Source organism: Arthrobacter sp. NPDC080082 (genome assembly GCF_040686595.1).
Taxonomy (GTDB): domain Bacteria; phylum Actinomycetota; class Actinomycetes; order Actinomycetales; family Micrococcaceae; genus Arthrobacter.
In genome coordinates this window covers 167,670-192,446 of the sequence record NZ_JBFBKQ010000005.1, presented here as the reverse complement: position 1 = coordinate 192,446, position 24,777 = coordinate 167,670, and the positions used below count along the sequence as shown (strand labels likewise).

Annotated in this window: 21 protein-coding genes, 1 tRNA gene and 1 riboswitch; of the genes, 13 read left to right on the top strand and 9 right to left on the bottom strand. The window is 71.8% G+C overall.

What is annotated here, in order from left to right; genetic code table 11:
• The first annotated feature begins 54 nt into the window (after positions 1–54).
• Positions 55–1,056 carry a 4Fe-4S dicluster domain-containing protein gene (locus AB0O44_RS11955; protein WP_364137608.1) on the top strand — a complete coding sequence of 334 codons (1,002 nt, stop codon included), beginning with the start codon at positions 55–57 and terminating at the stop codon, positions 1,054–1,056.
• Complete coding sequence (gene nrfD, locus AB0O44_RS11950; protein ID WP_364137606.1) at positions 1,053–2,144, top strand: NrfD/PsrC family molybdoenzyme membrane anchor subunit; 1,092 nt, start codon at positions 1,053–1,055, stop codon at positions 2,142–2,144. The genes AB0O44_RS11955 and nrfD overlap by 4 nt, the downstream gene beginning before the upstream one ends.
• 82 nt (positions 2,145–2,226) lie before the next feature.
• On the opposite strand, the gene selD is transcribed toward nrfD, so the two are convergent.
• The gene (selD, locus tag AB0O44_RS11945) at positions 2,227–3,249 is read right to left on the bottom strand and encodes a selenide, water dikinase SelD (RefSeq protein WP_364137604.1); all 1,023 of its coding nucleotides are present in this window, start codon (positions 3,247–3,249) and stop codon (positions 2,227–2,229) included.
• 43 nt (positions 3,250–3,292) lie between these two features.
• Here selD and AB0O44_RS11940 point away from each other — a divergent pair.
• The 3 genes from AB0O44_RS11940 (at position 3,293) to selB (ending at position 6,567) form a co-directional block, all read left to right on the top strand.
• Positions 3,293–3,387, top strand: a tRNA-Sec gene (locus AB0O44_RS11940).
• A gap of 36 nt (positions 3,388–3,423) precedes the next feature.
• Positions 3,424–4,767 (top strand): L-seryl-tRNA(Sec) selenium transferase, encoded by a 1,344-nt coding sequence (selA, locus tag AB0O44_RS11935; RefSeq protein WP_364137602.1) that lies wholly within the window; start codon positions 3,424–3,426, stop codon positions 4,765–4,767.
• A gap of 3 nt (positions 4,768–4,770) precedes the next feature.
• Positions 4,771–6,567 (top strand): selenocysteine-specific translation elongation factor, encoded by a 1,797-nt coding sequence (gene selB / locus AB0O44_RS11930; RefSeq protein WP_364137600.1) that lies wholly within the window; start codon positions 4,771–4,773, stop codon positions 6,565–6,567.
• Between the two features lie 15 nt (positions 6,568–6,582).
• On the opposite strand, the gene AB0O44_RS11925 is transcribed toward selB, so the two are convergent.
• Entirely contained in the window at positions 6,583–7,119 is a 537-nt protein-coding gene (locus tag AB0O44_RS11925; RefSeq protein WP_364137598.1) for a hypothetical protein, read from the bottom strand.
• A gap of 249 nt (positions 7,120–7,368) precedes the next feature.
• On the opposite strand from AB0O44_RS11925, the gene AB0O44_RS11920 reads away from it, so the two are divergent.
• The 5 genes from AB0O44_RS11920 (at position 7,369) to AB0O44_RS11900 (ending at position 13,752) form a co-directional block, all read left to right on the top strand.
• The gene (locus AB0O44_RS11920) at positions 7,369–8,559 is read left to right on the top strand and encodes an acyl-CoA dehydrogenase family protein (protein WP_364137596.1); all 1,191 of its coding nucleotides are present in this window, start codon (positions 7,369–7,371) and stop codon (positions 8,557–8,559) included.
• A gap of 50 nt (positions 8,560–8,609) precedes the next feature.
• The gene (locus tag AB0O44_RS11915) at positions 8,610–10,694 is read left to right on the top strand and encodes a 3-hydroxyacyl-CoA dehydrogenase NAD-binding domain-containing protein (protein ID WP_364137594.1); all 2,085 of its coding nucleotides are present in this window, start codon (positions 8,610–8,612) and stop codon (positions 10,692–10,694) included.
• Positions 10,691–11,314, top strand: a complete 624-nt coding sequence (locus AB0O44_RS11910; RefSeq protein ID WP_364137592.1) for a TetR/AcrR family transcriptional regulator — start codon at positions 10,691–10,693, stop codon at positions 11,312–11,314. The genes AB0O44_RS11915 and AB0O44_RS11910 overlap by 4 nt, the downstream gene beginning before the upstream one ends.
• Positions 11,311–12,897 carry a long-chain fatty acid--CoA ligase gene (locus tag AB0O44_RS11905; protein ID WP_364137590.1) on the top strand — a complete coding sequence of 529 codons (1,587 nt, stop codon included), beginning with the start codon at positions 11,311–11,313 and terminating at the stop codon, positions 12,895–12,897. Before AB0O44_RS11910 ends, AB0O44_RS11905 begins: the two co-directional genes overlap by 4 nt.
• A gap of 189 nt (positions 12,898–13,086) precedes the next feature.
• Entirely contained in the window at positions 13,087–13,752 is a 666-nt protein-coding gene (locus AB0O44_RS11900; protein WP_364137588.1) for a DUF2510 domain-containing protein, read from the top strand.
• Between the two features lie 32 nt (positions 13,753–13,784).
• On the opposite strand, the gene AB0O44_RS11895 is transcribed toward AB0O44_RS11900, so the two are convergent.
• Complete coding sequence (locus AB0O44_RS11895) at positions 13,785–14,201, bottom strand: VOC family protein (RefSeq protein WP_364137586.1); 417 nt, start codon at positions 14,199–14,201, stop codon at positions 13,785–13,787.
• Positions 14,202–14,416: 215 nt separating this feature from the next.
• Between AB0O44_RS11895 and AB0O44_RS11890 the strand changes: the two genes are divergently transcribed.
• The 3 genes from AB0O44_RS11890 (at position 14,417) to AB0O44_RS11880 (ending at position 17,503) form a co-directional block, all read left to right on the top strand.
• Positions 14,417–15,163, top strand: a complete 747-nt coding sequence (locus AB0O44_RS11890) for a lytic transglycosylase domain-containing protein (protein WP_364137584.1) — start codon at positions 14,417–14,419, stop codon at positions 15,161–15,163.
• Between the two features lie 134 nt (positions 15,164–15,297).
• A complete protein-coding gene (locus tag AB0O44_RS11885; RefSeq protein WP_290258012.1) occupies positions 15,298–15,957 on the top strand; it encodes a dihydrofolate reductase family protein in 660 nt (219 codons plus the stop codon).
• Positions 15,958–16,102: 145 nt separating this feature from the next.
• On the top strand, positions 16,103–17,503 hold the full coding sequence (locus AB0O44_RS11880) for an MFS transporter (RefSeq protein ID WP_364137956.1): 1,401 nt from the start codon (positions 16,103–16,105) through the stop codon (positions 17,501–17,503).
• 76 nt (positions 17,504–17,579) lie between these two features.
• On the opposite strand, the gene AB0O44_RS11875 is transcribed toward AB0O44_RS11880, so the two are convergent.
• The 6 genes from AB0O44_RS11875 to AB0O44_RS11850 form a co-directional block, all read right to left on the bottom strand.
• A complete protein-coding gene (locus AB0O44_RS11875) occupies positions 17,580–18,449 on the bottom strand; it encodes a class II glutamine amidotransferase (RefSeq protein ID WP_364137581.1) in 870 nt (289 codons plus the stop codon).
• Positions 18,450–18,501: 52 nt separating this feature from the next.
• Positions 18,502–19,557, bottom strand: coding sequence for a glycoside hydrolase family 16 protein (locus tag AB0O44_RS11870; protein WP_364137579.1), 1,056 nt, complete (start codon positions 19,555–19,557; stop codon positions 18,502–18,504).
• Between the two features lie 6 nt (positions 19,558–19,563).
• Positions 19,564–19,714: riboswitch (cyclic di-AMP (ydaO/yuaA leader) on the bottom strand.
• Positions 19,715–19,888: 174 nt separating this feature from the next.
• Positions 19,889–21,598: an AarF/UbiB family protein gene (locus AB0O44_RS11865; RefSeq protein WP_364137577.1), complete on the bottom strand. Its 1,710-nt coding sequence runs from the start codon at positions 21,596–21,598 to the stop codon at positions 19,889–19,891.
• Positions 21,599–21,603: 5 nt separating this feature from the next.
• Positions 21,604–22,143, bottom strand: a complete 540-nt coding sequence (locus tag AB0O44_RS11860) for a PadR family transcriptional regulator (protein ID WP_364137575.1) — start codon at positions 22,141–22,143, stop codon at positions 21,604–21,606.
• Positions 22,144–22,247: 104 nt separating this feature from the next.
• Entirely contained in the window at positions 22,248–23,156 is a 909-nt protein-coding gene (locus AB0O44_RS11855; protein ID WP_364137573.1) for a polysaccharide deacetylase family protein, read from the bottom strand.
• 135 nt (positions 23,157–23,291) lie between these two features.
• Entirely contained in the window at positions 23,292–24,734 is a 1,443-nt protein-coding gene (locus AB0O44_RS11850; RefSeq protein WP_364137954.1) for an LCP family protein, read from the bottom strand.
• Between the last annotated feature and the right edge of the window lie 43 nt (positions 24,735–24,777).

Below are 24,777 nucleotides of genomic sequence, written 5' to 3'. Positions count from 1 at the left end.
CGGGCGGCGGCACCTCGCCGCGGCCCGGACACCGACCCGACGTTGGAGGACCGCATGGGCCAGCTGACCGGACCCACCGACCCCACGGCCGACGCCCACTGGGAACACAACCCTCCCCGCAAAGGGTTCTTCACCGACACCTCCATCTGCATCGGCTGCAAGGCCTGCGAGGTGGCGTGCAAGGAATGGAACCACAACCCGCAGGACGGGAACCTAGAACTGCTGGGTTCCTCCTATGACAACACCGGATCCCTCGGCGCCAGCACCTGGCGGCACGTCGCCTTCATCGAGCAGGGCCAGGAGCGCATCGCCGAGGCGCGGGAATCCGGCCGGGCGCTGGTGAGCCTGGGCATGCCCCGCATTGGGCCCCCGCCCCAGCCCGGGACGGTCGTCGCCGGCGCGGACACCACCCCGCCGGACACCGCCGACTTCCGCTGGCTGATGTCCTCGGATGTTTGCAAGCACTGCACCCACGCCGGCTGCCTGGACGTCTGCCCCACCGGAGCGTTGTTCCGCACCGAATTCGGCACCGTGGTGGTGCAGGACGACGTCTGCAACGGCTGCGGCACCTGCGTGGCGGGCTGCCCCTTCGGCGTGATCGAACGGCGCAGCAACGGCACCGTCAAGGTTGCCACCAGCCGCGAGGAACAGCATGCCGGGCACCCCGAGGTCCCCAACGCGGGCGTCGCCCAGAAGTGCACGCTGTGTTACGACCGGCTCGTGGCCGATGAGACGCCTGCCTGCGCCAAGGCCTGCCCGACGACGTCGATCAAGTTCGGCGACCACGACGACATGGTGGAGACCGCCAAAGAGCGCGTTGCCACCCTGCACGCCCAGGGCATGACCGAGGCGCGGCTCTACGGCGCGAACGAGAACGACGGCGTGGGCGGCACCGGCTCGGTCTTCCTGCTGCTTGACGAACCCGAGGTCTACGGCCTCCCGCCGGACCCGCGGGTTCCCACGGCCGACCTGCCGAAGATGTACCGGCGCGCCGCCGTCGCGGTGGTCGGCATGGCGGCGGCCGCCGCCGTGGCATTCCTTGGAGGACGCGAGTGACGCTTTCCGAATTCGACAGCTTCCGTCCCGCGGAACCCGCCCGACGCCGCCGCAACGGCGGGAAGCGGGGAACCGGCCGGCGCAGGGACAACGGTGACGGCTCCCGCGAAATGCCGATGGTGCCGGAGCCGGAGTTCACCTCCTACTACGGCCGCCCCGTCGTCAAGCCGGCGCCATGGGGTGACGACGTCGCCGCGTACCTGTTCCTCGGCGGCGTTGCCGGCGGATCGGCCCTGCTGGCCGCCGGCGCCCAGCTGAGCGGACGGCCGCTGCTGCGGCGGAACGCCCGGCTCGGTGCCCTGGGCGCCGTCGGCCTCGGCGCCGCCGCCCTGGTCAAGGACCTCGGACGCCCGGAGCGCTTCCTGCACATGCTGCGCACCTTCAAGGTGACCTCTCCGATGAGCGTCGGCTCCTGGATCCTCAGCGCCTTCAGCGCCGGGGCTGGCGTCGCCGCCGCGGCCGAGGTGGACCGGCTGACCGGCGAACGGCTGCCGCTGGGACCGCTGCGGGGCGTGCTGCGCGCCGTCGAAGGCCCGGCCGGCCTCGAAGCCGCCGTCTTCGCGGGCCCGCTGGCTGCCTACACGGCTGTCCTCCTCGGCGACACCGCGACGCCGACCTGGAACGAGATGCACGGGGAGCTGCCGTTCGTGTTCGTCAGCTCCGCCAGCCTGGCCTCCGCCGGGCTCGCGATGGTGACGACGCCGGTCCGCGAGGCCGGACCCGCGCGGAACCTCGCGCTCCTCGGCGTGGTGGGGGACGTCGTGGCGATGAAGATCATGGAACGACGGATGGACCCGGTGGCCGCGGAGCCCCTGCACCAGGGCAAGGCCGGCACCATGCTGACGTGGAGCGAACGGCTTGTCCTGGCCGGGGGACTGGGGACCCTGCTGGGCGGCCGGAACCGCATCGTGGCGGCGGCATCGGGACTGGCGCTGCTGGCCGGTTCGGCGCTGACCCGCTTCGGCGTGTTCGAGGCCGGGCTCGCCTCCGCCAAGGATCCCCGCTACACCATTGAACCGCAGAAGCGGCGCCTGGCGGAGCGGCGGGCCGCCGGGGTCACCGGCGACGCCATCACCACCGGCAGCTGACACAGCGTCCCGGGCCGACCTCGCGGCGCCGGCCGCCCCGCAGTCGCCCTGCACGGCAGCCCTGCACGGCAGGGCGCCGGGCCTAGCGGATTCGGATGCCCCGGCCCGCCGTCGTGTGGCCGATCACCGGGTAGCCGGGCACTTCGCCGACCACCAGTAGGCCGCCGGAGGTCTGCGCGTCCGCCAGGAGCAGCAGGTCGTCCTCGGTGATGCCGGCATCGGCGTCGAGGTGGGCGCGCACCCAGTCCAGGTTGCGCTTGGTGCCGCCGGAGACGAACCCGTCGCGGAGCGCCTCCAAGGCCCCGTCCACCAGGGGGACGGACTGGAGGTCGATCACGGCGCCGATTCCGGAGGCGCGGACCATCTTGTAGAGGTGTCCCAGCAGGCCGAAGCCGGTGACGTCCGTGGCGGCTTTCGCCCCGGCGGCGACGGCGGCGTCGGAGGCGTCCCGGTTGAGCCGAGCCATCGTCTCGACCGCCTCGGCGAAGATCTCCCCGGTGTGCTTGTGGCGGTTGTTGAGGAGCCCGACGCCGATGGGTTTGGTCAGGGTGATGGGCAGGCCCGGCGCGGCGGCGTCGTTGCGCAGCAGGCGGTCCGGGTGCGCGACGCCGGTGACGGCCATGCCGTACTTGGGTTCCGGGTCGTCGATGGAGTGCCCGCCAAGCACCGGGCAGCCCGCCTCGGTGGCGACGCTGAGCCCGCCGCGGAGGACCTCGGTCATGAGTTCCATCGGCAGCACGCCGCGCGGCCAGCCGAGGAGGTTGATGGCCGTCACAGGTCGGCCGCCCATGGCGTAGATGTCGGAGAGGGCGTTGGCCGCGGCGATGCGGCCCCAGTCGTAGGCGTCGTCGACCACCGGGGTGAAGAAGTCGGCCGTGGTGAGGACCGCGAGGTCCTCGCGGACCAGGACGGCGGAGGCGTCGTCGCCGCTGTCCAGACCGACCAGCACCTCCGGCCCGGGGTACCCGATCAGGCCGCGGACAGCGTCCTCGAGTTCGCCCGGCGGGATCTTGCAGGCGCATCCTCCGCCGTGGGCAAAGCCTGTGAGCCGGATGGGCGCGGCGCCCTCTTCCGGCTCCCGGATGGTTGTCTGGGCCTCGGTCACCCGCCCAGCGTACCCCCAAGGCAACCCTGCTATATTGATGCGCGGTGGCGTCCGGGTCCTGGTGGGCCCCCCGGTCTTCAAAACCGGTGCGGCCGAGCATCTCGGCCTGGCGGGTTCGATTCCCGTCCGCCACCGCCAACTTTCAGGCGTGACTGCCGCCGGCCGAGGAGGACCGTGGACCAGATCGACCCCCGGCGGCAAATTCCGCGGACGAACGACCTGCTTGCCCTGCCCGCCATCCGGGAGGCCGCCGGACGGCTCGGCGGCCACGTCATCCGCGAAATGGTCTGGGACATCCAGGACCGGGCCCGGCGCGGCGAATTGGCCCCCGGCCTGGTGGAGTCGACGCTGACGGCGGAGGTGAACGCCCGCCGCGCCACCACATTGCGGCCGGTGCTCAATGCCACCGGCGTTATCGTCCACACCAATCTCGGACGCGCCCCGCTGTCGGACGCCGCGAAGGAAGCCTTGCTCGCCGCCAGCGGCTACATCGACGTCGAACTCGACCTCCGGGACGGCAGCCGCTCCAGCAGGGGAGCCGGCGCCCGGGCGGCGTTGCTCGCCGCCTGCCCCGCCGCGGAGGCCGCGCTGGTGGTCAACAACGGAGCGGCCGCCCTCGTCCTGGCCACCACCGCCCTGGCGGCCGGCAAGGAAGTGGTCCTGAGCCGCGGCGAACTGGTCGAAATCGGCGCCGGCTTCCGGCTGACGGACCTGATGGAATCCACCGGCGCCGTGCTGCGGGAGATCGGCACCACGAACCGGACACACCTGGCCGACTACGAGAACGCCATCGGAGCGCAGACGGGGTGCGTGCTCAAGGTCCACCCCAGCAACTTCCGGGTCGACGGGTTCACCTCGGCCGTCCCGGTCCAGGAACTGAGCCGGCTCACCCGGTCCGGCGGCGTTCCCCTGGTGGCCGACCTCGGCAGCGGACTGCTGGCCCCGGACCCACTGCTGCCGGACGAGCCCGACGTGACCTCGGCGCTCCTGGATGGCGCCGACGTCGTGATCGCCAGCGGCGACAAGCTCCTGGGCGGCCCCCAGGCCGGCCTGCTCCTGGGCCGCAAGGACATCATCGACAGTCTGGCCCGGCACCCCCTGGCCCGCGCGGTCCGCGCCGACAAACTCGCCCTCGCCGCCCTCGAAGCCACCGTCACCGCCGGCGCCACGCCCGTGTCCCAGGCACTGCACGCCGACGCCGACGAGCTGCGCCGGCGCACGGACCGTCTCGCCGCCGCCCTCGACGTGCCGGTCGTGGCCCACGACGGCAGGGTCGGCGGCGGAGGCGCCCCCGGCGTGCCGCTGCCGGGCTGGGCGCTGCGGCTGCCGGAACGGCTCGCCGGGCCGCTGCGTACCGGCACCCCGGCCGTGTTGCCGCGGGTTCACGACGGCGCCTGCCTGATCGACCTCCGCTGCGTGCCCGCCGCCGACGACGACCGGATCCTCGACGCAGTCCGCCGGGCCCGGGCAGCGTTCGCTGCCGCCGGCGCTGCCGCCGTCACCGGGGGCGCGGCCTGACCCATGCACGTCATCGCCACGGCCGGACACGTCGATTCCGGCAAGAGCACCCTGGTCCGCGCCCTCACGGGGATGGAACCGGACCGTTGGGAAGAGGAACGCCGCCGCGGGCTGACCATCGACCTGGGCTACGCCTGGACCGCCCTGCCCTCCGGCCGGGACGTGGCCTTCGTGGACGTTCCGGGACACGAGCGGTTCCTCGGGAACATGCTGGCCGGCATCGGGCCCGCGCCCGTGGTCTGCTTCGTGGTGGCCGCCGATGAGGGGTGGCAGGCGCAGTCCGGTGACCACCGGGACGCCGTCGTTGCCCTGGGCATCGAGCACGGCGTGATCGTCCTGAGCCGGTCCGACCGGGCCACGGAACAGCGCCGCGTCGAGGTCCTGGCCAGGACCCGTGCGGAGCTCGCCGGAACCGGCCTGCGCGACGCGCCCGCCGTCGCCGTCTCCGCCATCGACGGCACCGGACTGGACGAGCTGCGGGCCGCGCTCGACGATGTCCTCGCCCGGGTGCCGGCCCCCACCCTGACCGGACGGGTGCGGCTCTGGGTGGACCGGTCCTTCACCATCACCGGATCCGGGACCGTCGTGACGGGGACCCTGGCCGCAGGAACCCTGGCCCGCGGCGACCGGCTGATGCTCCTCGGCGACGCCACCGAGCGGCCGGTGACCATCCGCGGGCTCCAAAGCTGCGACACCGCCCGGACCTCCGTGGAACCGGTCAGCCGGGTGGCCCTGAACCTCCGCGACGTCGGCCCCGCCGAGATCCACCGCGGCGACGTCCTGGTCACCCCGGACGCCTGGCCCACCACCGCCGTCGTCGGCATCCAGCGGGCCTCGGGCCGGGAATACACGGAGGTGCCGGAGAACATCATGGTGCACGTGGGAACCGCCGCGGTCCCGGCCCGGCTGCGTCCCTTCGGCGCCGACCTTGCCCGCCTGGTGCTCGACCGGGCGCTGCCGCTGGTGCTGGGGGACCGGCTGGTGCTGCGGGACCCCGGCCGGCACTCCGTCCTGGGCGGCGCCCGCATCCTCGACGCCGACCCGCCCGCACTGGAGCGCCGCGGCGATGGGGCGAAATGGGCGAGGCGGCTGGCCGCGATGGACCCCGCCGGCGACCTCCCCGGCGCGGTCGCGGCCCGCGGCGCGGTCCGGGAGGATCACCTGCGGCGGCTGGGGCTGCTGACCGGCCAGGACCCCGCGGGGTTCGACGACATTTACGTCGTGGGGGACTGGTGGGTGCACGCCCCCGTCCTGGAGGCGTGGCAGCAGCGGCTGCGGGCGGCCGTTGAGGACCTGCAGCAACGGGACCCGCTGGCCCCGGGGCTCTCCATGGGGGCCGCGGCGGGCCTGCTGAACCTGCCGGACGAAAGGCTGCTGCCCCACGTGATCGAGGGAGCCACGCTGGAGGCCGACGCCGGCCACATTAGTGTGCCCGGCAGCCGCGACGATCTCGGCGCCGCCGAGACAGCCGTCGCCGAGATCGAACGCCGGCTGACCGCGGACCCGTTCCACGCGCCGGAGGCCGAGGACCTCGCCCGGTTGCGCCTGGGCAGCCGCGAACTGGCCGCCGCCGAGCGCGCCGGCCGGCTGCTGCGGCTGCGGGACGGGGTGGTGCTGCTTCCCGCAGCGCCGGCCCTTGCCATGCGCGCGCTGGCCCGGCTGGACCAGCCGTTCACCACCAGCCAGGCCCGGCAGGCGCTCAACACGACGCGCCGGGTGGCCATCCCGCTCCTGGAACACCTTGATTCCCGGGGCTGGACCCGGCGCCTGGACGCGGGTCACCGCACCGTGGTGCGCTGACCCGCACCGGCCGGGCTACGGGTTGGTGCCGCCGCTCGGGGAGCCGCCACCCTGGCCGCCGTCCTGGGAGCCGTTTTGTGAGCCCGGTGCCGTCGGCTGGCCCTGCCCGCCGCGCCGGCCCTGGCCATTGAAGCCGCCCTGGCGGCCGTTCTGGAACCGCTGCGCGGCTTGGTGCGCCGCATCCGACTTGCCCATCGAATACCCAATCGCGGCGCCGCCGCCCCCGGCGAGCAACACCGCGAGGCCGGCAGCCACCAGGACCTTCGGCAGGCTCCACCAGGACCTCTTCGCCGGCCGTCCCGGACCGGGGGCGCCGGGGCCCGGGGTTCCGGGACCGGGGATACCGGGACCTGCGGACCCATTGGCCGGGTAGGTCGGGCCAGGGGTTCCCCACACCGGGGCCGCCGAGGCCGACGACACCGGCTGCGGCCCGGCATTCGGGATCCCCTGTGTTTCGGCGTGCGGCACCGGCATGGTGGGCGGCGTGGTGCGGCCATAGGGCGGGGTGCCGGAGGCCCGGCCGGCGCCCTCCGGGTAGCTCTGTTCGTCCACGGTATTTCTCCTCAAAACTGGATGTTTCCGCCCCAAGTAAAGGGCAGAAGACTGGGCGGATGCTGTGATCCGGCAGGGGATCCGCCGCGCACTGCCGGGACGGGGCGGACCACGGCGTAACCGGTCCGTCATCCGGAACGCCGCGGCCAAACCCTTGGGCTGCCAACAATTTGCAGTTACGATGCAAATTGTTGTCCTGATGTGACCTGGATCGCAGGGGCCGCAACCTCTAGGCAAAGGAGCCCCGCAGTGTCCGGACCGGAAATCACCAGCGATTACTTCCTGCTCGATGACGAGCTGTCCGCGGAGGAACGCGGCCTGCGGGACCGGGTCCGCGCCTTCGTCGAGGCGGACATCCTCCCCGTCATCAACGACCACTGGGAGCGGGCCGAGTTCCCCTCCGGACTGATTCCAGGCCTGGCGGGGCTGGGCATCATCGGCAGCACCATCCGGGGCTACGGCTGCCCGGGACTGAGCCGCCGCGCCGCCGGCATCGTGGCCCGCGAGATCGCCCGCGGCGACGGCTCCATCAACACCTTCGTCGGGGTCCACTCGAGCCTGGCCATGGGCAGCATCAACATGCTCGGCTCCGAGGACCAGCGCCGCCGCTGGCTCCCGGCCATGGCGGCCATGGAGAAGATCGGCGCCTTTGCCCTCACCGAGCCGCTGCACGGCTCCGACTCCGTCGCCCTGGAAACCTCCGCCCGCCGGGACGGGGACAGCTACATCCTCAATGGCCACAAACGGTGGATCGGCAACGGCCACATGGCCGACGTCGTCGTCATCTTCGCCCGTGACGACGGGGACGGGCGGGTGAAGGCTTTTGTCCTGGAAAGGGACGACGACGGCAACCACCCGAATGGCTACCAACCCACCGTCATCACCGGCAAGATCGGCAAGCGCGCCATCCAGCAGGCCGATATCGTCATCGAGAACCTCCGCATCCCGGCAGAAAACCGGCTGGAGAACTGCGCCTCCTTCAAGGACGTCACCACCGTCCTGTCCGCCACCCGCGGCGGCGCCGCCTGGGAGGCCATGGGCCACGGCATGGCCGCCTACGAGATCGCCGCCCGCTACGCGCTGGACCGGGAACAGTTCGGCCGGCCGATCGGCTCCTTCCAGCTGGTGCAGAACAAGCTCGCCAACATGCTCAGCGAACTGACCGCCATGCAGCTGATGTGCCACCGGATGGCCGAACTGGCCGAGTCCGGGCGGCTGACCGGGCCGATGGCGTCCATGGTCAAAATGTCCACCGCGCAGAAGGCCAAGTGGATCTGCGCCGAGGCCCGCGACATGCTGGCCGGCAACGGCATCCTCCTGGAGCGGCACGTCGCCCGCCACATGACCGACATGGACGTGGTCAGTACCTACGAGGGCACCGACTCCATCCAGTCCCTCCTGGTGGGCCGCGACATCACCGGCATCTCCGCCTTCAGCTGACCCCTCCACGCCGGAACGGCCTCGGCCACCGGCAGAAAGGCAGGCACCCCGTGGGCGAACCTGCAGATCGAATCGTCGACGTCTCAATAGCGGACGGCGTCGCGCGCCTGACCATGCGCAGCGGCAGCGTCAACGCCCTGGGGCGGGACCTGCGCCGTGCGCTGGCTGCCGCGCTGGACCGCGCCGCCGCCGACCCGGACGTCACCGCCGTCCTGCTGCTCGGCCAGCCACGGGCCTTCTCCGCGGGCGCGGACATCACCGAGTTCAAGAGCACTGAACCAGAAGTTGCCGGCGCCGGGCAACCCGGGCACGCGGACGGCCCGGACCTCCGGGCACTGGTGGCCCGGGTGGAGGATTTCCCGAAGCCCGTCATCGCCGGGATCACCGGCGTGGCCCTGGGCGGGGGACTGGAACTCGCCATGGCCGCGCACGCCCGGATCGCCGACCCTGAGGCCCGGCTCGGACTGCCGGAAATCACGCTGGGCCTGATCCCCGGAGCCGGCGGCACCGTCAGGCTGCCCCGCCTGGTCGGGCCCCGGCGCGCCCTCGGGATGATACTGACGGGCAAGGACGTCACCGCGGCCGATGCGCTCCGCGACGGGCTGATCGACGCGGTGGCGGAAGACCCCGGCGCATCCGGCGCCGTCAGGGATGCCATCGCCCGCGTCAATGCCCTGCCGGCGCGGCGCACCCGGGACCGGGATGACAGGATCTCGGAGACTGCCGCCACCCCCGGCTCGGTGGAACGGCTCGCCGGGGCGGCGCTCAGCAAGGCCAAGGACCCATTCGCCGCCCGCGCCGCGGTGGACGCCGTCGCGGCCGGCATCGAGCAGTCCTTCGACCGCGGACTGGAGGTGGAGCGGGAGAAGTTCCAGGAACGGCTTGCCAGCGCAGAATCGGCGGCCCAGCGGCACCTCTTCGCCGCCGAACGTGCGGCCCGCCGCCCGGCGGGCCTGGACCCGGAGGCGGCACGGCCCGTCCGGCGGGCCGGGGTGGTGGGCGCGGGAACCATGGGCGGCGGCATCGCCATGGCACTGGCCTCCGCCGGCATCCCCGTCACGGTGGTCGAAGCCGAACGCTCCGCCCTGGACCGCGGCCTCGCCCAGGTGGACAAGAACCTCGCCGTGTCCGTCTCCCGTGGCAGCCGGAGCGAGGAGGACGCCGCAGCACTGCGGTCCCTCATCACCGGAAGCCTCGACTACGCGGACTTCGCCGACGCCGACCTGGTCATCGAGGCCGCCTACGAGGACCTGGGCGTCAAGGAGGGGATCTTCGCCACGCTGGACGCCGTGGTCCGTCCCGAGTGCATCCTCGCCTCCAACACGTCCTACCTGAACATCGACACCATCGCCGCGGGCACCCGCCTGCCGTCCCGGGTGCTCGGCCTGCACTTCTTCAGCCCGGCCAACGTCATGCCGCTGGTGGAGGTGGTCCGAGGGGCCGCTTCCGACGCCGCGGCGTTGGCCACCGGGGTCGCCACGGCGCGCCGGATCGGCAAGACGCCGGTCGTCGTCGGGGTCTGCCATGGTTTTGTCGGCAACCGGATGCTGGAGGTCCGTTCCGTCCAGGCCGAGCAGCTGCTGCTGGAGGGGGCGCTGCCCGGCCAGGTGGACCGGGTCCTGAAGGACTTCGGATTCCGGATGGGTCCCTTCGAGATGGGGGACATGGCCGGCCTGGACATCGGGTGGCGCAACCGCAAGGCGGAGGGCACCACCGCCCCGGTCTCCGACGCGCTCTGCGAGGCGGGGCGGTTCGGCCAGAAAACCGGCGCCGGATACTACGCCTACGACGGGCGGGAGGGCCGCGAGGACCCTGAGGTGGAACGCCTGATCGTCGAGGTCTCCCGTTCCGAGGGGATCACGAGGCGGGACCTCTCCGACGCCGAAATCCTCGAGCGGCTGCTGTTCCCGATGATCAACGAGGGCGCCCGGATCCTGGCCGAGGGCATCGCCGAGCGCGCCGGGGACATCGACGTCATCTGGGTCAAGGGCTACAACTGGCCCGCCTACCGCGGCGGACCCCTCTGGTACGCCGGCCACGTGGGCCACGGGTACGTCGCCGAGCGGCTGCGGCACTACGCCGAGCAGACCGGCGACGCCACGCTGCTCCCGGCCGGGTTCCTCGCCGGCGCATGACCGCCACCGACGGGCGCAACGCGCGGACCCTGCGGACCCGGCAGGTCATCCGCGACGCCCACATGGACCTCCTAAGGGACGGCGAACTCAAACCCTCGGCCCGGCAGATCGCGGCCCGGGCCGGGGTCTCGGTCCGTGCCCTCTGGGACCACTTCAAGGACCTGGAGAGCCTCATGGCCGCGACGGCCGCCCGGCAACTCGCCGACCAGGATGCCGGCGTCGCACCCGTCCCGGCGGGGCTACCGCTGGGGGAACGGATCGCGGCCTACTGCGCCCAGCGGGCCGCCGTGCTGGAAGCCCTGGCGCCGCTGGCGCGGGCGGCGGACGTGCAGCGTCCCTTCTCCGCGGCGCTGCAGGAGAACTTGCGCGGGAATCTGGACCGGATCAGGGCCGACGTCGAACGGCTGTTCGACGCGGAACTGGCCGCCCTGGACCCGGAACGCCGCACCCGCACGGTCCTCTCGGTCTGCGCCGCGGCGGACTGGGCCACCTGGAAACTGTTGCGGGACCATCTGGGGCAGTCCCCGGAGCAGGCCCGGGCGGTCCTGGAGAACACCCTGACGGCCGTCCTGGCCGGACCCCTTACCGGACGTGAACACGAGAGAAAGCAGAACCCATGACAGCGTTGTCGCTCGCTTCAATCCTGGCCGAATCCGCCCGCAAGTACCCGGAGAAGACCGCCGTGATCAGCGGTGGCCGGTCCTATTCGTACGCCACCCTGTGGCGGCAGGCCCTGAGCTACGCCGGCCAGCTGGAGGACGCCGGGGTCCGCCCCGGGGACGTGGTGGGACTGATGGCCCCCAACGTCGTCGAATTCCCCGCCGCCTATTACGCCATCCAGGCAACCGGCGGGGTGGTGGTGCCCGTGCACCTGCTGCTGACCGTCCGGGAAGTCATCCACGTGCTCCGCGACAGCGGCGCCACGGCGCTCCTCTGCCACCCGGCGTTCCTCGAGGTGGGACGGCAGGCGGCGGGGGAGGCCGGGATTCCACTGCTGTTGGTCGGCCCCGCGGCGGCCGACGGCGGACCGGGCCCGGGCGGCGCGATGGGCGGGAACGGCGACGGCGGCATCCGGCACCTCGACCCCGAGGCCCCCGGCGGCATGGAGACCTACGTGAGCCGTGAGGCGGAGGACCCGGCGGTCATCTTCTACACTTCCGGCACCACCGGCCGTCCCAAGGGCGCCATCCTGACGCACCTGAACATGGTCATGAACGCCACCGTTTCCGCCGTCGACGCCAACGACGTACGCTCCAGCGACGTCGCCCTCGGCTGCCTGCCACTGTTCCACGTCTTCGGGCAGACGGCCAGCATGAACGCCCTGTTCCGGCTGGGCGGCACCCTGGTGCTGCTGCCCAAATTCACCGGCGAGGCGGCGCTGGAGCTCATCACCACGCATCAGGTGGACATCTTCCACGGCGTCCCGACGATGTACATGCAGCTGCTCGCCGCCGCCGAAGGCCGGCCCGACCTGCCCACGCTGCGGCTCTGCGTCTCCGGCGGCGCGCCGATGCCGCTGGCCGTGATGGAGAAATTCAACGCCGCCTTCCACGTCACCATCTACGAGGGGTACGGCCTCTCGGAGACCTCTCCGGTGGTCTCCACCAACACGCCCCACGCCGGCGCGCGGCCCGGAAGCGTGGGCCAGGCGGTCTGGGGCGTGGAGGTCACCATCGCCGACCACCGCGAGCCGGAGCGCGTGGTCCCCATGCCCACGGGCGAACTGGGGGAGATCCTGGTCCGCGGCCACAACGTCTTCGCCGGGTACCTGAACAACCCGGAGGCCACGCGCGAGGCCATGGTGGACGGCTGGTTCCGTACCGGCGACCTCGGCACCATGGACGAGGACGGCTTCATCTACGTGGTGGACCGGACCAAGGACGTCATCATCCGCTCCGGCTACAACGTGTACCCGCGCGAGGTGGAGGAGGTGCTCTCCCGGCACCCTGCCATCGCCCAGGTGGCCGTCGTCGGCCTGCCCGACGAACTGCGCGGCGAGGAGGTCTGCGCCGTCGTGGTGCTGGACCCCGCGCACGCCGAGAACCCGCCCACCGAGCAGGACATCATCGACTGGAGCCAGCAGCACCTGGCCAAGCACAAGTACCCCCGGCATGTCCGGTTCACCGGCGAATTCCCGCTGGGCCCAAGCCATAAGGTGCTCAAGCGGGAACTGCGCCGCACGCTGGCGGACGGCAAGGCGTGAGGGGACGACGCGTTGTAGGCGGGCGACGGCGGCGGGGACGGGTGAGGGGCGCGGCAACATGCAGCGTCCTGTCAGCGCCCGTCCACCGGATTCCCACTCTGCAGGTCGACAATGGGCTCGACACCACCAGATGGTGGCGCACGGTATGGTTCGGGGGAGATACCCCGAACAGCTCGAGAAGGACCGGCCATGACTGTCCCGCCAAGCACCCCAAACGCCGGGTACGGCGCACCCGGTAACCTGCCCGCGCCGGGCTGGTACGCGGACCCTGCGGGATCCGGTTACCTGCGCTGGTGGGACGGCACGGCCTGGACCGGCTACCTCAGTGCGGGGCACCTCAGCGCGGGGCACCCGGGCGCCCCTGCAAACCCGTACCGCACCGGGCGCCCGCAGATCAGCCCGTCCACCCCGGTCTACAACCCGTTCATCTGGCTGATCGCCACCCTGCCGATCATCCCGCTGATCAGCCTAGCATTTTGGAATCCCGTCCTGCGGACCAGGACGACGGGGTTGCGACGGGTGCAAACCATGGACCCGGCGTCGATCCTCACCCTGCCCTACCTGCTGGCTCTGGGCACCGGCCTGATCATCTACGCCGTGTCCGCCGTGCTGGCCTACCTCGACTGGCAGAAGCTGCGCCGCGACGGCGTGGTGCGCCCGTTCCACTGGGCCTGGGTCTTCCTCAGCCGGGAGCTCTACGTGATCGGCCGGTCGGCGGTGGTGCACGAGGCCGCTCCCCGTCGCGGGCTGGCGCCCGTCTGGGTGACCCTCGGCATGATCGTCCTGACGGCCGCCCTCATCGGCATCAAGGTCTCCACGCTGATCACCGCCGTCGCCGGGCACACCATCATCTGAGTCTCCGGCGACGCCGCTCCCGGCGTCGGGGCTTAGTCCTTCTTCCCGGCGATGTTGACCAGCCAGGCGACGCCATACTTGTCGTTGCACATGCCGAACGCGTCGCCCCAGGGCGACATGGACAGCGGCATCGTGACGGTGCCGTCCTGGGAGAGCTTGTCCCAGTAGCCGCGCAGTTCCGCGTCCTCGTCGCCGCTGAGCGAGACGCTGAAGGTGTTGCCCGGGGTGTAGTCCATCCGCGCCGGGGTGTCGGACCCCATCAGGACGAACCCGCTGGGGGACTCCAACTGGGCGTGCATCACCAAGGTGTCCTCCGACGGATCCTGGCTGGCCTGGAAGTCCGCGAAGGTGCTCACGGTCAACTGGCCGCCGAAAACATCGCGGTAGAACTCCATGGCCTCGCGGGCGTTGTCGCGGAAGCTCAGGTAGGGGTTGAGGTGTGTGGCCATGGCGGTTCTCCTTGCGGACGGGGGTGGGACTCCGGGATGCGGACGCCCCGCCGGGTGTCGGCGGCGTCCGCGCCTATGCTAGCAACGCGCCGCCGTCACGGACAGGGGTCCCGGGACGCTTCGGAGGACGCGGTGCCGGGAGGCGGCGCACGGGCGTGGCCCACAACCCGGGCGCGGAGTCTTCCGACGTCGGTGCCGGATGGTTTGATTAGTCGGTGCTCCGACTCAAACGCCTCCTCGTCTTCGGCCTGCTGGCCGTGGCCGTCATCGCCGGTTTCTCGTTCTGGGCGGTGGGCCGGTCCGGCGAGGGCATCCGGACCGCCGTCGCCGCGCCGCCAAGCGCGGTAGCGAAACTCGAGGGCGCCGACATCACCACGGCGGTCAACGTCACCCCCAGCCCGGATGCGCAGTGGCTAACCGGCGCCGCCGCACGAACCGGTATCCCGGCCCGGGCGCTGCGGGCCTACGTCGCCGCCGCGGTCACCGCGAACGCCACCACCCCCGGCTGCGGCATCGGTTGGAACACCATCGCGGCGATCGGCTTCGTCGAAACGGCGCACGGGAGCTACGGCGGAGGCAGCCTCAACGCGGCCGGCCAGGTCAGCGGCCCGATCGTCGGGCCCAGCCTCAACGGCGACGGGTTCGCCGCGATCCCGGACACCGACGGCGGTGCGCTCGACGGCGACCCGCACTGGGACCACGCCGTCGGACCCATGCAGTTCATCCCCTCTACCTGGCGGCTGGCGGGCCGGGACGGCAGCGGCGACGGCGTCGCCGATCCCTTCAACATCGACGACGCCGCCCTTAGCGCCGCCGACTACCTTTGCGGCCACGGCCGGGACCTCACCACCCCGCGCGGCTGGACCGACGCCATCTACGCCTATAACCAGTCCGACGCCTACATCCGCAACGTCCAGGCTCGGGCAACCGTCTACGCAGCGCGGGCCGCCGCCCAGGGCTGAGAGGCCCGCCAAGGCGGCGCACCGGACGGCGCTGCGGCCCCGCCCGGGGAGGCCGCGGCTCCGAAGTCCTTGAGCGGACCGCCCGCCGCTCCTAGAGTGGGCTCGGAAACCCGGCCACCCGCCAAGGAGCTCACATGTCCCTCGTCCGCGTACACAATTTCTCGATCTCCCTGGACGGCTACGGCACGGGCGAGGGCCAAAGCCTCGAAGCGCCCTTCGGCCACGCCGGTACCCGGCTGATGCAGTGGGCGTTCGGCACCCGCACCTTCCGCGCCATGGGCCTGCCCGGCGACGGAGAACCCTCCTTCGGCGTCGACGAGGCCTTCGCCGGCACCTGGGCACCCGGCATCGGCGCCGAAATCATGGGACGCAACAAGTTCGGCCCCCAGCGCGGACCCTGGCAGGACGAGGAATGGAAGGGCTGGTGGGGGGACAATCCGGTCTTCCACACGCCCGTCGTCGTCCTCACCCACCATCCCCGGCCCGTGCTGGAGATGGAGGGCGGGACCACGTTCCACTTCCTCGACGCCGGCCCCGCCGAGGCGCTGGAACGTGCCCGGGAGCTCGCCGGCGGCAAGGACGTCAGGATCGGCGGCGGGGTCGCCACGGTGCGGCAGTTCCTCGCCGCCGACCTGATCGACCACCTGCACCTGGTCCTGGTGCCGATCCTCCTGGGCCGCGGGGAGCGGCTTTGGGACGGGCTCGAAGACTTGGAAAAGCGCTTTGAGATTGAGGCGACGCCCTCGCCGTCGGGCGTCACCCACCTGGTCTTTACCCGGCGTCCGCGGGACTAATTCCCGTCCCGCCGGAGTTATGACCTCGGAACCGCGCGGTTCCGGGCGCCGTACGGCGTGGACGACGACGGGAACGAAACCAGTGACGACAACAAGCGACGGAGTCGGCTTCCGCTCCACCCGGGGACCGATCCTCATTGCCCTGATGCTCTCGACCGGCCTGGTGGCGATCGATTCAACGATCGTGGCCACCGCGGTGCCCTCGATCGTGCGCGACGTGGGCGGCTTCTCGTCCTTCCCCTGGCTGTTCTCCGCCTACCTGCTGGCGCAGGCCGTGTCCGTGCCCGTCTACGCGAAACTCTCCGACGTGGTCGGCCGCAAACCCATCATCCTGATCGGCATCGGCCTGTTCCTGCTCGGATCCATCCTCTGCGGCATCGCCTGGAGCATGCCGGCGCTGATCGCCTTCCGGGTGCTGCAGGGCCTCGGCGCCGGTGCGGTCCAGCCGATGGCCATCACCATAGCCGGGGATATCTACACCCTGACCGAACGGGCCAAGGTGCAGGGCTACCTCGCCAGCGTCTGGGCCATCTCCTCCGTCGTCGGCCCCACCCTGGGCGGCGTGTTCTCCACCCTCGGCATCTGGCGGGGCATCTTCCTGGTCAACATCCCGCTCTGCCTGCTGGCCGGCTGGATGCTGCTGCGCTCCTTCCGGGAGGACGTCAAACGCCAGGGCCACACCGTGGACTACCTCGGCTCCGCGCTGCTCACTGCGGCGCTGACCCTGCTGATCCTCGGCGCCCTCGAGGGCGGCCAGGCCTGGGCCTGGAACTCCGCCCCCAGCATCGGCGTCTTCGCGGGAGGCGCGGTGCTGCTGGCCGTCTTCGTGCTGGTGGAACGCCGCGCGGCCGAGCCCGTCCTGCCGCCGTGGGTGGTCTCCCGCCGGCTGCTGGCGACGACGGCGCTGGTCTCCTTCGGCGTCGGCGCCGTCATGCTGGGCCTGACCTCCTACGTGCCGACCTTCCTCGAGGGGTCCATCGCCACGTCCCCGATCCTGGCCGGGCTCGCCCTGGCGGCACTGACCATCGGCTGGCCGATCAGCGCCTCCCAGTCCGGCCGCTTCTATCTGCGCCTGGGTTTCCGGACCACCGCGCTGATCGGCATCAGCATCACCGTGGTGGGGACCGCGGTGCTGGCGTTGACCGCCTCCTCGCCGAGTGTGCTCCTGGTCGCGGCCAGCTGCTTCATCGTGGGGCTGGGCCTGGGGCTTGTCGCCACGCCCACGCTGATCGCCGCCCAGTCCAGCGTGGAGTGGAACGAACGCGGCGTGGTGACCGGCACCAACCTGTTCGCCCGATCGATCGGCAGCTCGATCGGCGTGGCGGTCTTCGGCGCCGTCGCCAACGCAATCTACGCCGGGACCCCGGGCGGGGACACCAACCCCGGGACCGTCGTCACGGCCTCCGGCGCGGTGTTCCTGGCGGTGCTGGTGGGCGCGGTGCTGACGGTGATCGCCGTCGTCGCGATGCCCGCCACGGGCCGGAAACCCGCCGAACAGGCCCACGCCGGTGACGCCGCGGATTCCGCGGTGGCGGAACGCAGCTAGGCGCTTTGCTTGTTAGGGACGGGGCTTGTGAGGGACGGGGCTTGTTAGGGACGGGGCAGTCTAGGGACGGGGCTGGCTAGGGACGCTGCGAGGCGGCGGCCTCGGGGCTGAGATCCGAGAGGTCGAGCCGGTGCCGGGGCCCGTCCGGGAACGGAAACGTGGACGTGACTGCCAGGTCCGGGCCCACCCGCAGCATTTCCCCGGGGGCCAGCGCACGCCAGCCGGGGTCGTGGTCCATCGGCTCGGTGGCGATCAGCACCTGCGGCCCGGCGGCGAGGTCCTCGCTGTGGGCGTGGATGCGGTGGCTGCGCGCCTCCAGCGGCGCGGCCGGGCCGTGGATCCGCCCGGGATCGCGCTCCAGCAGGTGCAGCTCATGGGTTTCCGGGTAGCGCAGCGCCCACAGCTCCGTGGCCGTGGTGACGATCAGGTTCAGGCTGAGCACCGGCAGTTCGGCGGCGGCCCAGGCCACGGCGTGGGTGATCCCGGCGCCGACGTCGCCGTCCGCCCGCCGGGTTTCGGCGGTGATCAGGGCGAAGAGGCGTTCGCTGTCCGTCTGCCCCCGGACCAGGTCGGCGACACCGAACTCCGCGAGCCGTGCGTCCAGCCGGTCCAGGTCACCGAAGGCGCCGTTGTGCGCGAACAGCCGCCCGTCCTGCTCGAACGGGTGGGTGTTGGCCACGGTGTGGGCGCCGGTGCTGGCGTAGCGGACATGCGCGAGGAACGTGGTGCTCCGCAGCGTCCTGGCCTCCCGGGCGAAGGCGTGGTCCTCCCACGCCGCGAGCGGCTGTTTCGCCACGTGCGGCTGTCCGAACTCGTCGAAGGTGCCGATGCCCGCCCCGTCCGGCTCGCGCCGGCTCTGGACGGACAGGCTGTCCGGCGCGTCGAGCAGCCAAAACGTGGCGCGGACCGTTCGGGCGCCGGCGTGGAGCCCGAACAGTCGGCACATGGTGGCTCCTCCGTGGTTTACGCGGCGTTATGGGAGCCAGTGTACGTCCGGGCTACTGCCAGGCGCGGACGTAATCCACCAGGACCTGCGACGCCGGGCCGTAGGCCGGGTTGGTCGAGGAGGCACCGACGTTCAGGACCAGGTACTGCGGGGCGTTGCCGTCGTTGGTCGGGTAGGACTTGACCTTGACGCCGTCGAAGTAGACGTCCGAGGAGCTGGCCATCCGGTGCAGGCCGAAGGTGTGGTACTCGTTGGCCCAGTTGCCCCCCACGCCGCCCTGGTTCTGGGCGCCGCTGGTGGAGTGGTAGTTGACCGTCATCTTGGCCTTGAGGACCTCGGCGATGTCGTTCTCGCCGGTGGCGGGCCAGGACTGGCCGGTGGACCAGAATGCCGGCCAGTTGTAGAGGCCGTTGGCGTTGCCGGGGAACTTGATCCGGGCCTCGACGTAGCCGGTGGTGAACTGGTAGCCGGTGCCGGCGCCGCCGCGGGGGTTGGAGGAGACCAGCGCACCGGAAGTGGCCGACGCCAGGTTCAGGACCAGGTTGCCGTTGCTGACCGAGACGTTGGCGGGGCTGGTGCTGACCTTGTTCATAGTTCCGCAGCCGGGCGCGAACCAGCAGGCGGCCCACTTGTTGGTATCCAGGCCGGCGCCGTTGAAGTCGTCGTTGAAGGCCAGGGACCAGTTGCCGGGGACACCCAGGGGAGCGGGGCCGCCGGTGGAGGCTACGGCGAGGGCGGGTGCCGGGGCGGCCTGCACCGCGGCGGGCGCGGGGGCGGCTGCCGGGGGAGCGGCCTGCACCGGTGCGGGGGCCGCGGTGGTTGCCGGGGCGGCGGCCGCCGTGCTGGCCGGTGCGGCCGGTGTTGCCGACGGCGAGGCCGGGGCGGAGGCGGGGGCGGCCTGGGAGACCTCCGACGCCTGCGCCTGGGTCAGGCTGTTCAGGGTGGCCTGGCCGAGTGAACCGAGGCCGACGACGGCGACGGCCGCCGCGGCGGCGAGGGACAGGACGCGGGGGGACTTCAGCCGAAGGGCGGTGCGTCGAAGGGGGGAGGGAGCGGACTGGTCACGACGGCGCGCGGGGGCGCACGTCTGATCCTGGGGTGCAGACATGGAAGGTTTACCTCTCAACGCCTGCGGAGTTAGCTGTCGGGTTCGGATGAGGTCATCCGGCCGTGGGACACCACGGCTTCACCCCGAGGGCAGGCCAACGCCATACCCGGGACACTTGGGTCCCCCGCCTCTGCCTTATATCTAGCGGATCCCGGGCGCGGCAGAGCTCAGCGACGCACGGAATTGGGACCAACGTTGACGGTCCACCCGTCGACCGTACGGCATCGAGCCGGTTAATCACAATTAAGTAACGGCAGTCACCGGCCTCCGCGTGGCGGCTTGAGATGCAGCCGGGCCGCGTCAGCGGCGGGCTTAGGGAACAAAGCGGCGGTCAGGGTCCGCGGCGTCCCGGCCAGGCGGAATGCAGCAGCGGGAGCACGGAGACGGCCAGGAGTGCCGTTCCGAGCACCGGGTCGTCGTGCCGGAGGATGGCGCCGGCAATCAGCAGGGCGGCGAAGAGGAGGGCGGACACCGCGCGGCGCACGGTGCGGTCCAGCCGGGCCACCTGGCGCTCCAGCCGGGGGTTGCCCACGGTCAGGGAACCCTCCTCGGCGCGCGCCGCCAGCCGGTCGAGGCGCTGCGGCAGGCGGAAGGCCACCGCCGCGGCGTCGAAGACCTGGCGGCCGGCGTCCTGCAGGAGGTTTCCGCGCTCCTCGCGCAGCAGCCGTGCCGCGTACGGCTCCACCGAGTCCCAGAGGTTGAAGCGCGGGTCGAGGGAACTGCACACCCCGGAGGTGAGCGACATCGCCCGGATGATGAGCAGGAAATTCTCCGGGACCTGAAACGGCAGCGAGCGGACCAGTTCGCCGAACTCGTTGGCGAAGGCCAGGAACTCCCGCGGGTCCACCTCGCGCAGTTCGGCGAAGCCCATGCCGCCGAAGCGGGTGAACAGCCGGGACATGGCCCGCTCCAGTTCGGCGGTATCCGCCGTGGGCAGCAGCACCCCGATCTCGCCGATCGCAGAGACCAGGCCTCCGCCGTCGCGCGCGGCCGCCGCGATGAGCAGCTTCCGCAGCCCGCTCCGGGTGCCCGGGGGCACCTCGCCCATCATGCCGAAATCGATGAACGTCAGCCGCCAGGGCAGCCCTCCGGCGCCGGGGGCCGGGGTGACGAAGATGTTCCCCGGGTGCGGGTCGGCATGGAAGAACCCGGTGGTGAAGAGCTGGTCGAACATCACCGATGCGAAGAGCGGAGCCACCTCCACGGGGTCTATCCCCGTGGCGCGGAGGCCGTCCGTGTCCGTGATCTTGATGGCGGTGACGTCTTCCAGGGTCAGGACCCGGCGGGTGGTCCGTTCCCAGGCGACGCGGGGGACCGCCACCCGCTCGTCGCCGGCGAAGTCGGCGTCGAACCGCTCGGAGTTGGCCGCCTCCTGCAGGTAGTCGACCTCCTCGAGGCTGGTCTGGGCGAACTCCTCCACCAGGGAGGGCATGTCCGCCCGGTCCGAGACCAGCCGGAAGTGGCTCAGCCAGCCGCCCACCCGGCGCAGGGCGGCCAGGTCGACGTCGACGATCGCCTCGATCCCGGGGCGCTGAACCTTCACCACGACGCCGCTCATGCCGGCATCCTCCGCCGCCGCGGGCAGCAGCGTCGCGCGGTGCGCCTGCCCGAGGGACGCCGCGGCGATGGGCGTCTCCTCGATGACGGCGAAGATGTTCTCCAGCGGTGTGCCCAGTTCTGCCTCGGCCAGGTCCCGGATGGCCGGGAACGCGACCGGGGGAACCTCGTCCTGGAGGTCCTCGAGTTCCCTGGTGATCTCCGGCGGGAGGACGTCCAGGCGCGAGGAGAGGAACTGGCCCACTTTGATCATCAGGCCGCCCAGCTCCACGGCCAGGGCGCGGAAGCGCCGGGCGAAGCGGATCATCCGTCGGGTCCGGCTGCGCTCGGTGATCCGTCGCAGGCCCAGGCGGGGGAGCAGCAGCTCGTGCCACCAGGTCACGGCGAGGTGCCAGGCCGCGAAGCGCAGGATCCTCCGGTAGCGGGCGCGGGTGCTCCCTGTCCCGGCCGCCGGGTCCGCCCGGGCCCGGCCAGCCTCCGCCACCCGCGTCAGTCCTGGGCCAGGATCGAGTACAGCCGGCGGCGCGCCTCGTCCAGCACGGCCACGGCCTGCTTGACCTGCTCCGGCGTGCCGGTGCGGCCCACCTGGGATGCGGCCTGGGCCAGCTCGATGCCGGCCTTCGGCAGTGCCCCGAAACCGGGGGCCTGGTCCGCGTCGGCGGACTCCCAGGGAGCGGAGGTGCCGCCGGAGACCTCTTCGCGGCCGGCGTCCGTCAGGGAATAGATCTTCCGCCCGTTGGACTCCTCGGCGCGGATCAGGCCCTCGTCGGCCAGCAGCTGCAGGGTCGGGTAGACGGAGCCGGCGCTCGGCTTCCAGCTGCCGCTGCTGCGCTCCTCGATCTCGCGGATGATCTGGTAGCCGTGCATGGGCCGCTCCGCCAGGAGCGCCAGTACGGCCGAGCGGACCTCGCCGCGGCCGGCGCGGCTGCCGGTGCGCTTTTCGAAGCGTGAACGCAGGTCCTCGACGGCCTGCCACATGCCATCAAAGCTGGGGGCGCCGAAACCGCCCATCGGGTATGAGTTACGCATGATGCTCTCCTCCAGGGGTTCGCTAACGATACTTAACGATACGTCCCGATATGCGGAAACAACAGGGTTGCGCTGTGGGCGATAGGGCTGCGGGTGTGGGAGCCTCAGGCGGCTGCGGGCCGGGGGAGGTGGACGAAGGCCTCGCCGCGCTGCTTCATCGCATCGAGGGCGCGGGCCAGGCCGGCCGCGGTCCCGCCGGCGGGGTGGTTGCCGTGGGAAATGACGATGTCCCCGGCGTGTGCGCCGGAGATTTCCTTGGCCACGGCCGGGGCGGGGAGCGTCGCACCGGCGTCGCCGTTGACGGAGAAGCCGACGGGTGTGACCCCGAGGGCGTGCACGATCTGGGCGGAGACATCGTCCAGATAGGCGGTCCCCGGCCGGAAGAAGAGCGGGCGCTTTCCGGTGAGCTCCGCGATGCGGGCGTCGTTGGTCATGATCTCGTCGTAGACCTCGCCCGGGTTGCGGGTGCCCGGAATGTTGTAGGCGCTCTTGCCGGACACGGACAGTGGCCGGTGTGAGGTGCCATGGTTGGCGAGCTCGAAGAGGGGATCCGCGGCGAGTTCAGCGGCCAGGGCGGCGTTGGCGGCGATCCAGCGGTGGTTGAGGAACAGCGTTGCCGGAACCCCGTGGCGGCGGAGTTCGATGAGGACGCCGGTGTCCGCGGCGTTGCCGCCGGTACCGCCGCAGAAGTCAAAGGTCAGGGCGACGCCGGCGGGCGCGGGCAGGCGCGAGAGCACGCCCGGGGCGGCGAGCCCCCAGTAGCCGGGGGTGCGATGGGAGAAGGCCCCAATGACCTGGTCGCGGGACGGGGCACCCTGGGGCTGGGCCGTGGCCGGGACCGGGGCAGGCTGCGCGTCGGCGCCGGCCGTCTCCACCAGCGGCCCGTCGGCCGGGGTTGCGTCGGGCTCGCGGAGATCCTTCGGGCGGCTGTCCTGAGGCAGCGCCGCCAGGGCCCCGAGGGAAAGGGCGGCAGCGGCCGCCAGGAATGACCTCCGGTCAGGGGTCCACGCCACGTGCATGTCCTTTCTCTTCGCGGCCCGGCTACTGGGTAGTCTGCGGAATCCTGCCGTCTCAAACCTCGCCCATCGTAGTGGACGCCGGGGCGTGCCGGCGCCCCGGTGACGCGGGGTCCGGTTGCGTGTCGCCCGCTACCCGCCGGCGGTGGCCTGGCAGGTCGTGTCGCTGCCGGTCTGGGACACTGCCCCGCCGGCCTGCGACGGCGGCGCCGCGGGCTTGGAACCCGTGGCGAAGTCCTCGCCGGCGTAGAGCTGGACGCCCTGAACCCCGGGGACCTGCTGCACGCTGGAGGCCGGGAGGCCGAACACCGCCGCCACGTCGGCGGCGACGTCCTCGAACCCGGAGCCGAAGTAGACCATGGTCTGCTGGCGCGGCTGGGCCGGGATGCGGGAGAGCTTCGTGAACCCGGCGTCGGAGAGGATCGTGCCGATCTCGGTGCCGCGGCTGGCGACGTTGGTGCCGTTGGCCACGGTGACCGGCTGCAGTGCCTTGTTGTAGGCGGGGGCGGCCGGGGCGCTGGAGGTCTCCGGGGCCGCCGAGGCCGGCGCGGGCTGGGACAGGTCCGGGCTGCGGCGCAGTGCGGCGAAGAGGTTGTCCGCCGCCGGCTCGTCCAGGGTCAGCCGGTTGGGATCCGACGGGGCCGGAACGGTGGGGGTGGTGATGAAGTTGACCTTGGCCGGGTCGATGTTCTTCAGCCGGTTGGCGAGGGTCAGCATGGTCGGGACCGAGGCGAGGCCGTCGTCGACGGTGAGGTTCTTGGTCATGGTGTCGGCAATGCTGAGCACCTTCTGCGGGTCGCTGAGCGTGCCGTCGGCCTTCAGCTTCCGGGTCAGGGACGCCAGGAACGACTGCTGGGCCTTGATCCGGCCGAGGTCCCCGCCGTTGGCGAAGGCGTGCCGGGTGCGCAGGAAGGCCAGGGCCTGTTCGCCCTGGACCTGGGAGGTGCCCTTGGGCAGCTTCAGGCCGGAGTCGGGATCGTTGACGGCGGTGTCCACGCAGACGTCGACGCCGCCGACGGTGTTGGAGAGTTCTTTCACCGCGTTGAAGTCGGCCATCATGAAGTGGTCGATTTCCATGCCGGTGAGCTTGTTGACGGTGTCCACCGCGCAGCCGATGCCGGCCTCGGCCATGGCGGAGTTGATCATGACTCCGGAGCGGGCCGCGTGCTGTTCGTTGGTGGCGCTGTCCTTGCAGGCGGGGACGTCCACCAGGAGGTCGCGGGGGAAACTGACGACGTTGACGTGGCTGTTGTCCGCCGAGATGTCCAGCAGCATCATCACGTCCGACTGTCCGTAGCCAGAGGAGTCGGCCGTCGAGCCGTATTGGCCGTTCTTGCCGCTGCGGGTGTCGCTGCCCAGGACCAGGATCTGCAGCCGGTCCTTACTGTCGTTGACCGGGCCCTCGGTGCGGACCCCGCCGGCGCCGAGCGCAGAGGTGCTGATGTTGGACTGGAGCCGCCAGAGCCAGTAGCCGCCGAAGGCGATCACGCCCACCAGGAGCACGGCCGCGGTGATGCCGGTGATCTTGAGCCAGCGCGGCCGGCGGGCCCGACGGTAGTTGCTGCTGCCCTCCACCAGGGTGCCGTAGCCCGGGTAGGGCTCAGGGGTCCCCTTGCCC